Raw genomic sequence first — 15,042 nt, forward strand, 5'->3', positions numbered from 1 at the left:
CCCACGAACTGTTGGCCCCGCCGCCCCGCCGCGACCAGCCTCCGCCGCCCCGCAGACAAAAGCACACAGCCAGAACCACTCCCCGCACACTCAAAAAGCGCCGCTGACATCCCCCCCAGGGGCGCGGGGAACTGCGCGACCAGCCCCCACCGGCCCGCAGACCTGCCAACCTGCCAACCCCGACAGCCGGCTACGCCGGAAAAGCTCCGCCGCTCAGCTACCCCGGCCGATGATCCCCCGCCGCCCCGTCGATCAACTCCCGCACGATGTCCATGTGCCCCGCGTGTCTCGCCGTCTCCTCGATCAGCTCGACCAGCACCCAGCGCAGCGACACGGAGTGCTCGCGCCACGGCGGCCGGCCGACCGCGTCCAGCGGCAGTTCCGCGATCGTGCGGTCGGCGGCGGCGCGGGCACGGCCGTAGAAGGCGACGATCTGTTCGGTCGTCTCGTCCGGGCCCGCGGCCATGTCCTCGCCCTGGTACGCGTCGAACCACAGCGGCTCCACCTCGCGGCCGTAGCTCTCCACGAAGTAGCCGTACTCCACCGACGCCAGATGCTTCACCAGGCCGAGCAGGCTCGTGCCCGAGGGTGTCATCGGGCGTCTGGCCTGCTCCTCGTCCAGCCCGTCCAGCTTCCACAGCACCGCGTCCCGGACCCGGTCCAGGCTCGCGCGCAGCGTCGCCTTCTCGTCGCCGTGGTACGGCGGCCCCGTATCCCCGTTGTCCGCACCCGTATTTCCGTCGTTGGCCATGCTTCGGAAATTAGCAGCGCCCACTGACAACGCCCTGCGACCATCGCCCCATGGACAACAGCGGGAGCAGCACGAGCGGTACGGGCAGCTTCGAGGATCTCGTGGCGGAAGGCGTCGCCGTTCCCACCGAGGGCTGGGACTTCTCCTGGTTCGAGGGCCGGGCCACCGAGGCGCGGCCCTCGTGGGGGTACGCGCGTTCCGCCGGGGACCGGCTCTCGCGCGCGACCACCGCCCTGGACGTCCAGACCGGGGGCGGGGAGGTCTTCGACTTCGCCCTGAGCCGGGCCGCCGCGCAGCCCCCGATGCTCGTCGCCGCCACCGAGGGCTGGCCGCCGAACGTCGCCAAGGCCACCGAACTGCTCCGCTCGCGCGGTGTCGTGGTGGTCGCCGTGCCCGAGGACGCCCCGCTGCCCTTCGCCGACGCCGCCTTCGACCTCGTCCTGAGCCGCCACCCGGTCCGCGCCCACTGGCCGGAGATCGCCCGCGTCCTGCGCCCCGGCGGCACGTACTTCGCCCAGCACGTCGGCCCCCGCAGCGCCTTCGAACTCGTCGAGCACTTCCTCGGCCCCCAGCCGGAGGCCGTGAGCGGCGCCCGCGACCCCGAACGCGAACGGGCCGGCGCCGAGGCGGCGGGGCTTGAGATCGTCGAACTCCGCACCGAGCGGCTGCGCATGGAGTTCTACGACATCGCGGCCGTCGTGCACTTCCTGCGCAAGGTGATCTGGATGGTCCCCGACTTCACGGTCGAGGCCTACGAGCCCCAACTCCGTGCCCTGCACGAGCAGATCGAGGCCACGGGCCCGTTCGTGACCCACAGCGCCCGCCACCTCTTCGACATCCGCAGGCCGACCGGATGAGACGCACAGGGCGACCTCACTTCATGTCCCCCATACGTACACAGGTTTTCCACATCGTTATCGGGATCCACTCGCATCCCGCCCGCCACCTCACGTAAGTTCAGACCAAGGTAATTCGCGTGAGCAAAGCCGCACGGTCGGCACCGTGCGGTGGAGGGGGCCGCGCGGTGCCCTGCCCCGTCAAGTGGACGTTCGCTGACGGCGTCACCCCTGAGAGCGACACGCCGGGAGTCGGCGGAAAACCTCCACGTTCTCCTTGGAATCCGCTGTGAATCGGCCATGATCAGGGCCGGAATCGGGGGTTCCGCACCCCCTGACGCGTCGTCGGACGGTTTCGGAGAGTAGTTGTGGCGCGCTGATGCACGCAGCATCACTTACGAAGGGTTATGGTGGAAACCCCCCCTCGGGCCGGTCCGTATCCCCCCCACGGACCGGCCCGATTTTTTTGTGCCGTGCGGTGACCGTCCGCACATCGGCCGGGTCCGACCTTCGTGCCGAACCGGGATGAGCCCAGACACCCCTTGGGGGAACAGGGCTCCAGCGGGGGTAGGCTTCGACGCCGGGGACTGCCATCCACGGAGGGGCTGACAACACGTGAACCTGCGCGACACCCTGCGCCGCCTGCTGGTCAGGTTCTACGCACGCAGGGTGGGAGGCCATCTCGACCACGCTCAGGTGCCCAAGCACGTCGGCGTCATCATGGACGGCAACCGGCGCTGGGCGAAGGCAGCCGGCTCCACGACCGTCCAGGGGCACCAGGCCGGCGGCGACAAGATCGAGGAGTTCCTCGGCTGGTGCAGCGAGACGGACGTCGAGGTCGTGACGCTCTGGCTGCTGTCGACGGACAACTTCGACCGCCCCCAGGAAGAACTCGGCCCGCTGCTCGGCATCATCGAGAACGTCGTCAGTTCCCTCGCCGCGGACGGCCGCTGGCGCGTCCACCACGTCGGCACCCTCGACCTGCTGCCGTCGGGGATGCAGTCCGCCCTCAAGGAGGCGGAGGAGTCCACCGCGCACGTCGACGGGATACTCGTCAACTGCGCCATCGGTTACGGCGGCCGCCAGGAGATCGCCGACGCGGTCCGCTCGATGATCCTGGACGCCGCCGACAAGGGCACCTCCATGGAGGAGCTCGCCGAGCACGTGGACGTCGACCTCATCGGCAAGCACCTCTATACGGGTGCCCAGCCCGACCCCGATCTGGTGATCCGCACGAGCGGCGAGCAGCGGCTGTCCGGATTCATGCTCTGGCAGACGGCCCACTCCGAGTACTACTTCTGTGAAGTCTTCTGGCCGGCCTTCCGCAAGGTCGACTTCCTGCGCGCGATGCGTGACTACGCGGCGCGACACCGGCGTTACGGCGGATGAAGAGGCCGCTACGGCGCGTGACGGCCGTAGCGGAGGAGGATCGGGCCGCTACGGCGAATGACGGACAGAACCCCGGTACCACCCCCCTTGGGACGTAAGTAACAAGGAGTTCACCAGGGCGCCGTCATATGCCGTGGCATGGCGGCGCATGTTCGAGGGCATAAGCCAAGCAGGTCGACGCCCGAACCACGGGTGTCGTATCTCAGCGGACGGCACGGGGCCGTCCGCCCGGGAGGCCCTTTGCACCAGTTCGACCGTGCGGTCAGTACGGGCGAGACGGAGGGCCGGTTCTCGGCCCGCGCATCGCGGCCTGGACCGGTCCAGCTCCTCTCCGTCGCTCCCCGACCTCTTCCGAGGGGGTACGTCCTTCCGTGGTGACCAGCACAAAGCGCCGCATGCCTGACCGGCGCACCTATGTTCTCGACACCAGCGTTCTGCTGGCCGACCCGAACGCACTGAACCGCTTCGACGAGCACGAAGTCGTGCTGCCGATCGTCGTGGTCACAGAGCTGGAGGCCAAGCGGCACCATCCCGAACTCGGCTACTTCGCCCGGCAGGCCCTGCGCATGCTGGACGAGTTCCGCGTCCGGCACGGTCGCCTCGACGCCCCCATCCCGATCGGGGAACTCGGCGGCACCGTCAGGGTCGAGCTCAACCACTCGGACCCCAGCGTGCTGCCCAGCGGCTATCGCCTGGGGGACAACGACTCCCGCATCCTCGCGGTCGCCCGCAATTTGCAGGCCGAGGGGTACGACGTCACCGTCGTGTCGAAGGACCTTCCGCTCAGGATCAAGGCATCCTCCGTCGGACTCCTCGCCGAGGAGTACCGCGCGGAGCTCGCCATCACGGGCTCCTCCGGCTGGACCGGAATGTCCGAACTGACCCTGCCGGGCGAACAGGTGGACATCCTCTTCGAGGAGGGTCACATCTACGTCCCGGAGGCCGCGGATCTTCCCGTGCACACCGGTCTCACGATCCAGTCCGAGCGCGGCAAGGCGCTGGGCCGGGTCACGGCCGAGGGCAACGTCCGCCTCGTACGGGGCGACCGGGAGGCGTTCGGCATCAAGGGCCGCAGCGCGGAGCAGCGCATCGCGCTGGATCTGCTGCTCGACCCGGACATCGGGATCCTGTCGATGGGAGGCCGGGCCGGCACCGGCAAGTCCGCGCTCGCGCTCTGCGCGGGCCTGGAGGCGGTCCTGGAGCGGGGCCAGCACAAGAAGGTGATGGTCTTCCGGCCGCTGTACGCGGTGGGCGGACAGGAGTTGGGCTATCTGCCCGGCTCCGAGGCCGACAAGATGGGCCCCTGGGCCCAGGCGGTCTTCGACACGCTGTCCGCGGTCACCAGCCGCGAGGTCATCGAGGAGGTCACCGCCCGCGGGATGCTGGAGGTCCTGCCGCTCACCCACATCCGCGGCCGCTCGCTGCACGACGCGTTCGTGATCGTGGACGAGGCGCAGTCCCTGGAGCGGAACGTCCTGCTGACCGTCCTGTCCCGGATCGGCGCCAACTCGCGGGTGGTCCTCACCCACGACGTGGCCCAGCGGGACAACCTGAGGGTCGGTCGCTACGACGGTGTCGTCGCCGTGGTGGAGAAGCTGAAGGGTCATCCGCTCTTCGCGCATGTGACCCTCACGAGGTCCGAGAGGTCCCAGATCGCGGCGCTTGTGACCGAAATGCTGGAGGACGGCCAAATCTGAGGTAGTACAGGCCAGTTGGCGCCGCTCCGTAAAGCCGATGAGCTTAGCGGGGCGGCGCTTCGGCGTCTTGCTGTTTCTCCAAATCCCGTGGGGCAAACGGGATGTGAGCTTTCACACGCAACTCAGAATTGCCACCCGGCGTCCGGTTACGGCAGAGTCTCATTCCTGTCAGGCCCCGCATACGACACACGTGTACCCCCAGCGGTACGCACCACTTGAGCATCACAGCCAACTCCACAGCGAAGTCGTATGCCGCCCGCTCTCCATGCGGCGCTCCCCGAGCGGGAGTTGCCCACCGGGCCCGTGCCTCCCGTGACCCCGTAGTTGGGAGGCCAGCGTTCAGGGGCACGATTGCGTCCGCCAGGGTCACCGAAGCGGACGATGCTGGAAGGACACCGTGTGAGCCGGATTTCGGTCCGGGGATTCGCAGTGGCTTCGGCCACCGCGGTCACCGCCGTCGGAAGCGTCGTAGGCGTTGCCTCGGGCAGCGTCGCACAGGCGCAGAACAATGACGCCGAGACGACGGCAGCCGACACCACGCTCCTGGCGGACATCCCCACGGGCCAGCAGGCCCAGGTACAGACCGCCTCCTTGACGCAGCAGGCCGACGCCCAGGCGATCCAGGCCGACGCCAGCGCCAAGAAGGACGCGGAGGAGTCGGCCCGCCTGGCCGCCGCCAAGACCGCCGTCGCCAAGAAGGCGGCTGCGGAGAAGGCGGAGAAGGCAGCCAAGGAGAAGGCCGCGGCGAAGGCCGCGTCCGCCAAGGCAAGCAGCTCCTCGTCGAGCTTCCCCGTGCAGGGCTCCTACACGGTCGCGCAGATCCAGTCGATGGCCGCCTCCATGGTGCCCAGCGGCCAGTACCAGTGCTTCAGCAACATCGTGGACCACGAGTCCAGCTGGAACTACCGCGCGGTCAACGCCTCTTCCGGCGCCTACGGCCTCTTCCAGGCCCTGCCCGGTTCCAAGATGTCCTCGGTCGGTTCGGACTGGCAGACGAACCCGGCCACCCAGATCAAGTGGGGCCTCAACTACATGGACAGCCGCTACGGCAGCCCGTGCGAGGCCTGGTCCTTCTGGCAGGCGAACAGCTGGTACTAGAGCAGGCACGGGACCGGAGTCCGTTCCGGTTCGCTCAACCCCACGAGGCCCCTCCCCGTCATAGGGGGAGGGGCCTTCGCCCTGTACGGTCGGACTCGCAGCGACTCCAGGGGGGAGTAGTGGGGCAAGACGGGGGAAGAGGACAATTCATGTCGCGTGTACCAGGATGGCTCGGCAAGGTCGGCGCCGGACTGAGCGAGATGGGGGAGCGGTTGGACGAGCGCCGCACCGAGGTGGCCAAGGAACACGCCGAGGCCGCGCCCGAACCGCCCGCCGACGACCTCCAACCCCCGCAGCCCGTACCGGTACCCGTCGTCATCGCCCGTGACCGCCCCGAGCCGGCGCTCGCCGTGCCCTGGGGAGTGCGGGTCGCCGCGGAGGCCGGCTGGCGGCTGCTGATCCTGGCCGGCACGGTCTGGGTCCTGATGCGGGTCATCAGCGCCGTCCAACTGGTGGTCCTGGCCTTCGTCGCCGCCCTCCTGATCACGGCCCTGCTCCAGCCGACGGTGACCCGCCTGATCCGCTACGGCCTTCCGCGCGGGGTGGCCACGGCGCTCACCGCGATCCTCGGCTTCGTCGTGATGGGGCTGATCGGCTGGTTCGTGACCTGGCAGGTCATGGCGAACATCGACAACCTCTCCGACCAGGTCCAGAACGGCGTCGACGACCTGCGCAACTGGCTGCTCAAGGGCCCGTTCCACGTCACCGAGAAGCAGATCAACCAGATCGCGAAGAACCTCCGCGAGGCCATCGGCGCCAACACCGACCAGATCACCTCGGCCGGCCTGGAGGGCGTCCAGGTCATCGTCGAGGCCCTGACCGGCATCCTCCTGACGGTCTTCTCGACCCTCTTCCTCCTCTACGACGGCCCGCGCATCTGGCAGTGGTCGCTGAAGCTGGTGCCCGCGGCGGCGCGGCCGGCGATGGCGGGCGCGGGTCCTCGCGCGTGGCGCACGCTGACGGCCTACGTCCGCGGCACGGTGATAGTGGCCTTCATCGACGCGGTCTGCATCGGCGTCGGCATCTACTTCCTCGGCGTGCCGATGGCCGTACCGCTGGCCGTCTTCATCTTCCTGTTCTCGTTCATCCCGCTGGTCGGCGCGGTGGCCTCCGGCGCGCTGGCGGTCGTCGTCGCGCTGGTCACCCAGGGCGTGTTCACGGCCCTGATGACCCTGGCGGTGGTCCTCGCGGTCCAGCAGATCGAGGGCCACATCCTCCAGCCCTTCATCCTGGGCCGCGCGGTCCGGGTGCACCCCCTCGCGGTGGTCCTCTCGGTCGCCGCGGGCGGGATGATCGCGGGTATCGGCGGAGCGGTCGTGGCGGTGCCGCTGGTGGCGGTGCTGAACACGGTGGTGAGCTACCTGAAGTCGTACTCCCAGGAACCGGCGTCGAGCCTGTCCCCGAAGCCGCGGGGGGCTACGGCGGTGTCATCGACGCCGGAAGCCACCCCGAGGCCGAACCCGGAACCGTAAAGCCCTGGGGGCTCCGCCCTCAGGCGAAGCCCCCGGCGAGACGGACGGAGAGCCGAAATCACACGGCGGCCAGAACCGCTTCCGCCTCCAACGTGACCCCCACCGCCTGAACCACAGACGCGATCTTGAACGCCTCCTGGATCACCTCGCGCTCAACACCCGCCTTGCGCAACACCTGTTCGTGCGAGTCGAGACACATCCCGCACCCGTTGATCGCGGACACGGCGAACGACCACAACTCGAAGTCGACCTTGTCGACCCCGGGGTTGCCGATCACGTTCATCCGCAGCCCGGCGCGGAGCGTGCCGTACTCGTGGTCGGACAGGAGATGACGCGTCCGGTAGAAGACGTTGTTCATCGCCATGATCGCGGCGGCGGACTTGGCGGCCGTGTACGCCTCCGGCGACAGCGCGGCCTTCGCCTCGGGCGCCAACTCCCGCAGTACGAGGGGAGATCGGGAGGCGATCGCCGTGGCGAGGACCGTGCCCCACAGTTGCTGCGCCGGCAGGTCGGAGTTGCCGATGACCGAACCGAGGTTGAGCTTCAGGTCCTTGGCGTAGTCCGGTATGGCGGACTTCAGGGTGTCCAGTGACATGTCAGGTCACTCCCCGGCCAGCAGCGCGCCCGCGTCGAGCGTGTCGTCGCCCTTGGTCCAGTTGCACGGGCAGAGCTCGTCCGTCTGGAGCGCGTCGAGGACCCGGAGGACCTCCTTCGGGTTACGGCCGACCGAGCCCGCGGTCACCATGGAGAACTGGATCTCGTTGTTCTGGTCCACGATGAACACCGCGCGCTTGGCGAAGCCGTCCTCGCCCTCGATGCCGAGGTCGCGCATCAGCTCGTGCCTGGAGTCGGCCAGCATCGGGAACGGCAGGTCGCGCAGGTCGTCGTGGTCCTTGCGCCAGGCGTGGTGGACGAACTCGGAGTCGCCGGAGAAGCCGAGCACCTGGGCGTCACGGTCGGCGAACTCGTCGTTCAGCCTGCCGAAGGCGGCGATCTCGGTGGGGCACACGAAGGTGAAGTCCTTGGGCCACGCGAAGACGATCTTCCACTTGCCCTCGTAGGTCTTGTGGTCGATCTGCCGGAACTCCTGGCCCTTCTCCAGCGAGACACAGGCGGTCAGATCGAACGACGGGAACTTGTCACCGACAGTGAGCACACGCACTCCTTGCAGCGGAGAAACACCCAAGCGGAATGGGTGCTTCTCGTGGGTTGGTCGGCCCTGATCCTGGCACAACGTGCATTGATTGTGGAAATAGCTACACTGGGTCGTGTTGATCGGAGGCGGTTATCAGTGACCGTTAGTAATACGAGTAAGAGGCGCCAGCCCAGCCTCGCGCAGCTGCGCGCCTTCTCCGCGGTCGCCGAGCACCTCCATTTCCGGGACGCCGCCGCCGCGATCGGCATGAGCCAGCCCGCCCTCTCCGGTGCCGTCGCCGCGCTGGAGGAGACCCTCGGCGTCACCCTCCTGGAGCGCACCACCCGCAAGGTGCTCCTCTCGCCCGCCGGTGAGCGGCTCGCCGTACGGGCGAAGGCGGTGCTGGAGGAGGTCGTGGCGCTGCTGGAGGAGGCGGAGGCGGTGCGGGCGCCGTTCACCGGGGCGCTGCGGCTCGGGGTCATCCCGACCGTCGCGCCGTATCTGCTGCCGACCGTGCTGCGGCTGGTGCACGACCGGTACCCGGACCTCGACCTCCAGGTGCACGAGGAGCAGACCGCGAACCTGCTGGAAGGGCTGACCACCGGACGCCTCGACCTGCTGCTGCTCGCCGTGCCCCTCGGTGTGCCCGGCGTGGTCGAACTCCCGTTGTTCGACGAGGACTTCGTGCTCGTCACCCCGCTCGGCCATCCGCTCGGCGGCCGGTCCGGCATCCCGCGCGAGGCGCTCCGTGAGCTGAACCTGCTGCTGCTCGACGAGGGGCACTGCCTGCGCGACCAGGCCCTCGACATCTGCCGGGAGGCGGGGCGGGCGGACGCCCCGGTGACCACGACCGCGGCGGGACTGTCCACCCTGGTGCAGCTGGTCGCCGGCGGGCTCGGGGTCACGCTGCTGCCGCGTACCGCCGTGCGCGTCGAGACCACCCGCAGCGACCAACTCCTCACCGGCTACTTCACCGAGCCCGCCCCGACCCGCCGGATCGCCCTCGCGATGCGCACCGGCGCGGCCCGCCGCGCCGAGTACCAGGAACTGGCCGCCGCCCTCCGCGAAGCCCTGCGACCCCTGCCCGTAAGGGTGTTGGGAACCGGCAACTGACCCGCCCCCGTTCGGTCAAATGAGCGTCGGACAAAGGAAATCGAACGGCGGGAATTCTCAACTTCCGTCACCCGCAGGCAGGTAGGAAGAACCCGTCCGGAATATGCGCGCGGACTGATACACCTTCACCCCTCAGCGCTACACGTCAGTTGCGTGTACGAAAAGCCTAGGGGAGTGATGTCGGGCATTCGGGATTCCCTCGGCCGGGTCGGTCACGACCTGCTCGCGCGGGCTCTCGCGACCTGTGGGCGCGAGGAGTTCACCGGGGGACTGCGGGTGTCCGGCAGACCCGGCGGCACCTTCCATCTGCGCGGCGGACTCGTCGTGGCCGTGGAGAGTCCCGGCGCTCCGGGGCCCGAGGCGCTGCTGCTGCGCTCCGGCCGGGTCGGCGGCGAGCAATGGGCCGATCTGGTACGGGAGTCGGGCGGCACGCGCTGGCCGCTGGACGGGCTGGTCGCCCACGGGTACGCGGGCGCCGCCGAGTTGCGGATCGTGTGTGTGCTGGCCCTCCACGACGCGGCCTTCGCGGTCGTCGCCGGAGACGTCGACGACTGTGAACTCGCCCCGGACGAGCGGCCGTTCGCCCCCGTCGCGCTCGGCGAGCCCTCGTCCCGGCTGCTCCAGGACGCGGCCCGGAAGGCCGCCGCGATCGCCGCGCTGCCGTATCCCGTACGGCCCGACCGGGAACGCCCGCGGCCCCCGGCGTACGTTCTCGACGAGGCCGGACTCGGGCTGCTGCAACGGGAGTTGCTCGCCCATGTCGACGGCCGCCGTACCGCGCGCGATCTCGCGTTCCGTGCCGGGCGCGGGGTCTACCCGGTCACCGCCGAGGTCGCGCGGATGCTCGCCGAGGGGCTGCTGGAGTGCGCGGACACCCCCGTGCCGATCGCGGTCCGGGTGCCGGCCGAGGCGCCCGTCGTACGCCGTCGTGAGCAACCGGCGCCCGCGCCACCGCAGTTCACCGCACCCACCGAGCTGCCCCGGCGCAATCCGGGCGCCAGCGGTATCACCGAGACTCTCGTCCCCGAAAAGAGCGGGGCGGGCTGGAAAGGGTTCTTCCGCCTGCGGAACGGAACCTGGAAATGACCCCGATGGACACATGCGATCAGTTTTAGGGGAGTTGAGTAAGTGGATCACAAAGCCCTGACTTTGGAAATGCGCGAACTGCGGGAAAAGGTGACCGGTATCACCGACACCGCGCTTACGGCGGCCGACGGGCTGCTCATCGCGGCCGACACCGCCGACACGATCGACCCGGAGGGCCTCGCCGCGCTGGCCGCGGCCGGCCTGGGCCTGGCCCGGCGCACCGCCGAGGCCACCGGCCGCGGCACGCTGCGCCAGACGGTGACGTACGGCAGTCACGGCTGCGCCGCGACCTACGCCGTCGGCGACACCGCCCTGATGGTGGTGCTCGGCGACGAGGGGATGGACATCGACCGGCTGCACCTCGCGGCCCGGCCGACGCTCGACCGGATCGAGTCGATCCTCACGGAGAAGGCGTCAGAAGGAGTGTGAAGGGATGGCGACAAAACGTATGACCCCAGGATTCTCCGACCAGGTGATGGGCCTGGTCAAAACCCTCCGTACCGATGCCCCCGACTGTGTGGCCTCGGGTGTGGTCGACATGTCCACCGGCATGCTGCTGTCGTACGAGACCATCGACAACCACCCGCCAGAGGTCCTCGACCTGCTGGCGGGTGCGACCCTCGACCTGTTCCAGGGCCGGACGGTCGCGATGATCGAGGACGTCTTCAAAGAGCGTCGCGGGATCACCAGTGACCACCACTACTTCCAGGAGATCCTCGTCAACAGCGAGAACCTCACCCATCTGTTCGTGCGGATGACCGAGCAACAGGACGTCGTCGCCGTGGTCGTCTGCCGCAAGTCCGTCAACGTGGGCATGCTCTTCGCCCAGGTCCGGCGCGTGGTGCGGGAGTACGGACTCTGACACCGGGCGGGCGGACGGGTCGCGGACGGGCCGGGGACAGGCCCTACTCCGTGCGCAGCCCGTCCGGCCGCATCATCCGCAGCAGCGGCGGCAGGCTCAGCAGGGTCACCCCCAGGACCACCCCCGCGCCGATTCCGGTCATGGCCAGCACGCTCGACCAGTCGATCCGGATCGCCGTGGCGCTCATCTTCAGCAGCACCGCGCCCAGGGTCAGCCCCACCACCGTGGCCAGCACCAGGCCGAGGCCGATCGGGATCGCCGTCTGCCACAGCACCGACAGACTCAGCGTGCGCCGCCGGGTGCCGAAGGCGACCAGCGCCGACAGCAGCTTCCTGCGCTCCCGCAACTGCTCCAGCTGCGACACCAGCAGACTCGCCCCGATGAGGAGCAGGACGCAGGTGGCGCCGACGAACAGCCCGGTGCGGATCGAACGGAACTGCGGCGACACGTCGTTGCTCGCCAGGGTGAACACGTCCGCCAGCGGGTCCATCGTCGCGGCGGTGTTCCGTACGTGGTCGGTCGCGTCCGCCACCGACGGGTCGAGCGTGACGAACACCTTCTGCTCCAGGCCCTTCACCGCGCTCGCGGGCAGCGCGCCGGAGGTGATCAGCAGCCCGTCGCGCGCGTAGCCGGTCGGGTCCTCGCGCGGGGTCGCCGTCTTCACCCCGGCCGGTACCTTCCAGGTGGCCGGGGTGGCCGGGGTCTGGTCGTACGACGGGTCGAAGTACACCGTTCTGCCGGCCCTGGACAGCCGCTTCGTCATGGCGACGGTCCCGCTGTCGGTGCTGGTGATCCGGAAGACGTCACCGTCGCGGCAGGCGGTCAGGTGGGCCACCGCGCGCAGTTGGGCGCAGCTGCCGACGGTCACTCCCAGCTCGTCGTTCGGGTTCTTCGCCCGGTCGCCGACCGTGGTCTGCGAGATGGCCGACGTACCGCTCACGCCCTTGGTCCCCGCGATGTTCCGGTCGGCGTCTGCCAGCGAGGTACCGCTGCCGATGGAGACCTCCATCTGGGCCCGGTTCAGATCGTTGCCGGTCGGCTTGGTGTAGCTGCCCTGGACGCCGGAGAACAGCATCTGCAGGGCGATCGCCCCGGCCACCGCGACCGCGATGCCGTTGACCATCCGGGCGGCCGTACCACTGCTCAACTGGAGCCTGCGGACGGCGAGTTGCCAGGACACCGAGCCGGAGTTCAGCCGCGCCACGGTGGCCTCGACGACCCAGGGCAGCAGCGCGGTGACGCCGACGAGCAGCAGGACCGTGCCGCCGGTCACCAGATACTGGTTGAAGTTCCCGTTGGAGTCGCCCTTGCCCATCATCGGGTAGAGCATCGCGAGGCCGGCCAGCGGCAGCAGCAGCCGCCACCACAGCCGGCGCCGCGGCGGCTTCGCCTTGCGGACCACACCGAGCGGCTCGATGACGACCCCGCGCAGCGCGAGCAGTGTCACCAGCACGGCCGCGGCCGGTACGGCGACGGCGACGAGCAGGGCGAGCGCGGGCGACGGGTTGAGGTCGCTGGGGTACAGGCTGATGTCCCGCACGTCCAGCAGGGACGCCAACTGCCGCCCGACCAGGAAGAATCCGGTGCCGAAGACGAGCCCGAGGAGCGCCCCCGCGAGCGCCTCGCCGCCCGCGATCCGGCGGGCCATCCGCCCGTCGGCGCCGACCAGCCGCAGGGCCGCGAGCCGCCGGTCCCGGCGCTCGCCGCCGAAGCGTACGGCCGCCGCGATGAACACCGCGACCGGCAGCAGCAGCACGACGAACACGATCAGGATCAGCAGGAGCAGCACCGGGTCCAGCTTGTCCGGCTGGTTGCCCGGGGAGGGCCCGTAGTAGTTGATGCGCTCGACGCTGCCGCCGGACTGACGCCCTTCCAGTCCCTTACCGCCCGCGTAGTAGGCGAGTTCGGCGGGCCCGATGAGTCCCCGGTCCGCGATGGTGCCGGCGATCCGGTAGGGCAGCCGCTCGCGCAGCAGCTTCCCGGAGTCCGACCTCAGCAGCTTGTCCAGCGCGGGGGAGACGACCATGTCGCCCACCGCGGGGAACGTCGCGACCCCTGGCGGCAACGGTGCCTTGGTGCCCTCGGGCTCCAGCAGCCGGCCGCGGATGTCCTTGGCGCGGAACGTGGTGTCCGTGTCCGCGACGACGACGGTGTTGTCCGCCTTCGGCAGCAGCTTCCCGCTGTACGTGAAGTCCATCCGGGCGTTGCCGCGCGCGTCCCGCTCGGACAGCGCGTTCGGCAGTGCGGTGGTGAGCAGCAGCAGCGCCACCCCGAGCCCGACGCCGACGGCCGTCAGTACGGCCCGCACCCAGCCCTCACGCCCGCCGCCGAAGGCGAACCGCACCCCCATGGCCAGATCGGCCGACCACTGACGCACGTTCATACGACGCGCTCCATGTCCCTGGACTTGCCGTCCCGTACGACGATCTCGCGGTCCGAGTACGCGGCCACCCGCGCCTCGTGCGTGACCAGCACGACGGCCGCGTTCGTGGACCGGGCCGCCTCGGTGAGCAGCTCCATCACCCGCTCGCCGTTGAGCGAGTCGAGCGCGCCGGTCGGCTCGTCGGCGAACAGCACCCGCGGGCTGGTGACCAGCGAGCGGGCGACGGCGACGCGCTGCCCCTGCCCGCCGGAGACCTCACCGGGCCGCTTCTTGGCGAGGTCGTCGACCTCAAGCCGCTCCATCCAGCTCAGCGCGGCGCGCTCGGCCTCCTTGCGGTGCGTGCCGTTCAGCCGCAGCGGCAGGGCCACGTTCTCGACGCAGGTCAGCTCCGGCACCAACTGGCCGAACTGGAACACGAACCCGAACTCCGAGCGGCGCAGCGCACTGCGCTGGGCGTCGCTCATGGTCGCCATCTCCTGCCCGTTGTACGTGATCGAGCCCGAGTCGGGCGGCACGATCCCGGCGAGACAGTGCAGCAGCGTCGACTTCCCCGACCCGGAGGGCCCCATCAGGGCGACGACCTCGCCGGGATGGATGGAGAACTCCGCGCCGTCCAGCGCGGTCGTCGGCCCGTAGGCCTTGCGCAGCTCCTGGGCCGCGAGCAGGGAACCGGCGGGATGTGTCGTCACTTGGCCACCACCTCGGCGAGTTTGTCGAGGCGCGCGGCGGTGAGCTCCAGCCACCGCAGGTCGGCCTCCAGATGGAAGAGGGCGTGGTCGCAGATCAGCTGATCCGCGAGATCGCCCTTGCGCTTGCGGTCGGTCAGGATCCGCATGCTGCGCAGATGCTCGGAGCGCTGCACGTCGAGGATCTCGGCCGCGTTCCGGTGGGTCAGCAGCGCGAGGACGACCTTGGTGTAGAGGGCCGACTGCAGATACGGCTCGGGCTTCTCCGGCGTCGCGAGCCACTTCTGTACGTCGGTGATCCCGGCGTCGGTGATCGCGTACCGCTTGCGCTCGGGACCGCCGCCCGCCTCTATCCCGTCGACCTCGACGAGACCGTTCTTCAGCAGGCGGGACATCGTCGAGTAGACCTGGCCGTAGTGCAGCGGCCGGTCGTGACCGAACTTCTCGTCGAAGGCCCGCTTCAGGTCGTAACCGTGACGCGGGCCGGACTCCAGGAGCCCCAGAAGGGTGTGACCGATGGACATGCGGAGCACT

The 15,042-nt window shown here is 69.6% G+C and carries 15 protein-coding genes; 9 read left to right on the forward strand and 6 right to left on the reverse strand.

Going from position 1 to position 15,042, the window contains the following annotated elements:
* Window positions 1–217: 217 nt before the first annotated feature.
* Window positions 218–751, reverse strand: coding sequence for a DinB family protein (locus OG407_RS32635; RefSeq protein WP_405863125.1), 534 nt, complete (start codon window positions 749–751; stop codon window positions 218–220).
* A gap of 50 nt (window positions 752–801) precedes the next feature.
* Between OG407_RS32635 and OG407_RS32640 the strand changes: the two genes are divergently transcribed.
* The 5 genes from OG407_RS32640 (at window position 802) to OG407_RS32660 (ending at window position 7,243) form a co-directional block, all read left to right on the forward strand.
* Window positions 802–1,608 carry a class I SAM-dependent methyltransferase gene (locus OG407_RS32640; RefSeq protein ID WP_405863126.1) on the forward strand — a complete coding sequence of 269 codons (807 nt, stop codon included), beginning with the start codon at window positions 802–804 and terminating at the stop codon, window positions 1,606–1,608.
* Window positions 1,609–2,202: 594 nt separating this feature from the next.
* Window positions 2,203–2,976, forward strand: coding sequence for an isoprenyl transferase (locus tag OG407_RS32645; protein WP_365305339.1), 774 nt, complete (start codon window positions 2,203–2,205; stop codon window positions 2,974–2,976).
* A 371-nt stretch (window positions 2,977–3,347) separates the two neighbouring features.
* On the forward strand, window positions 3,348–4,673 hold the full coding sequence (locus tag OG407_RS32650) for a PhoH family protein (protein WP_328679518.1): 1,326 nt from the start codon (window positions 3,348–3,350) through the stop codon (window positions 4,671–4,673).
* A 381-nt stretch (window positions 4,674–5,054) separates the two neighbouring features.
* Window positions 5,055–5,771, forward strand: a complete 717-nt coding sequence (locus OG407_RS32655) for a lytic transglycosylase domain-containing protein (protein ID WP_405863127.1) — start codon at window positions 5,055–5,057, stop codon at window positions 5,769–5,771.
* 149 nt (window positions 5,772–5,920) lie between these two features.
* Window positions 5,921–7,243 carry an AI-2E family transporter gene (locus tag OG407_RS32660; RefSeq protein WP_405863128.1) on the forward strand — a complete coding sequence of 441 codons (1,323 nt, stop codon included), beginning with the start codon at window positions 5,921–5,923 and terminating at the stop codon, window positions 7,241–7,243.
* A 58-nt stretch (window positions 7,244–7,301) separates the two neighbouring features.
* Here OG407_RS32660 and OG407_RS32665 read toward each other — a convergent pair whose 3' ends face one another.
* The gene (locus tag OG407_RS32665) at window positions 7,302–7,838 is read right to left on the reverse strand and encodes an alkyl hydroperoxide reductase (protein ID WP_405863129.1); all 537 of its coding nucleotides are present in this window, start codon (window positions 7,836–7,838) and stop codon (window positions 7,302–7,304) included.
* A gap of 6 nt (window positions 7,839–7,844) precedes the next feature.
* Window positions 7,845–8,399, reverse strand: a complete 555-nt coding sequence (locus OG407_RS32670; RefSeq protein WP_405863130.1) for a peroxiredoxin — start codon at window positions 8,397–8,399, stop codon at window positions 7,845–7,847.
* 135 nt (window positions 8,400–8,534) lie between these two features.
* On the opposite strand from OG407_RS32670, the gene OG407_RS32675 reads away from it, so the two are divergent.
* From OG407_RS32675 to OG407_RS32690, 4 genes are all read left to right on the forward strand, one after another.
* Window positions 8,535–9,491, forward strand: a complete 957-nt coding sequence (locus tag OG407_RS32675) for a LysR substrate-binding domain-containing protein (RefSeq protein ID WP_405863131.1) — start codon at window positions 8,535–8,537, stop codon at window positions 9,489–9,491.
* Window positions 9,492–9,668: 177 nt separating this feature from the next.
* On the forward strand, window positions 9,669–10,577 hold the full coding sequence (locus tag OG407_RS32680) for a MarR family transcriptional regulator (RefSeq protein WP_405863132.1): 909 nt from the start codon (window positions 9,669–9,671) through the stop codon (window positions 10,575–10,577).
* Window positions 10,578–10,646: 69 nt separating this feature from the next.
* Complete coding sequence (locus OG407_RS32685; protein WP_328686357.1) at window positions 10,647–11,006, forward strand: roadblock/LC7 domain-containing protein; 360 nt, start codon at window positions 10,647–10,649, stop codon at window positions 11,004–11,006.
* A 4-nt stretch (window positions 11,007–11,010) separates the two neighbouring features.
* Window positions 11,011–11,439: a hypothetical protein gene (locus tag OG407_RS32690; RefSeq protein WP_026150674.1), complete on the forward strand. Its 429-nt coding sequence runs from the start codon at window positions 11,011–11,013 to the stop codon at window positions 11,437–11,439.
* Window positions 11,440–11,482: 43 nt separating this feature from the next.
* On the opposite strand, the gene OG407_RS32695 is transcribed toward OG407_RS32690, so the two are convergent.
* Genes OG407_RS32695 through OG407_RS32705 form a run of 3 tightly spaced genes read right to left on the reverse strand, consistent with a single transcriptional unit; the run spans window position 11,483 to window position 15,032 of the window.
* A complete protein-coding gene (locus tag OG407_RS32695; RefSeq protein WP_405863133.1) occupies window positions 11,483–13,822 on the reverse strand; it encodes an ABC transporter permease in 2,340 nt (779 codons plus the stop codon).
* Entirely contained in the window at window positions 13,819–14,511 is a 693-nt protein-coding gene (locus OG407_RS32700; RefSeq protein ID WP_405863134.1) for an ABC transporter ATP-binding protein, read from the reverse strand. The genes OG407_RS32695 and OG407_RS32700 overlap by 4 nt, the downstream gene beginning before the upstream one ends.
* Window positions 14,508–15,032 carry a PadR family transcriptional regulator gene (locus OG407_RS32705; RefSeq protein WP_033286588.1) on the reverse strand — a complete coding sequence of 175 codons (525 nt, stop codon included), beginning with the start codon at window positions 15,030–15,032 and terminating at the stop codon, window positions 14,508–14,510. Before OG407_RS32705 ends, OG407_RS32700 begins: the two co-directional genes overlap by 4 nt.
* Window positions 15,033–15,042: the final 10 nt, after the last annotated feature.

It is taken from the genome of Streptomyces sp. NBC_01515, assembly GCF_045040345.1.
Classification (GTDB): Bacteria; Actinomycetota; Actinomycetes; order Streptomycetales; family Streptomycetaceae; genus Streptomyces.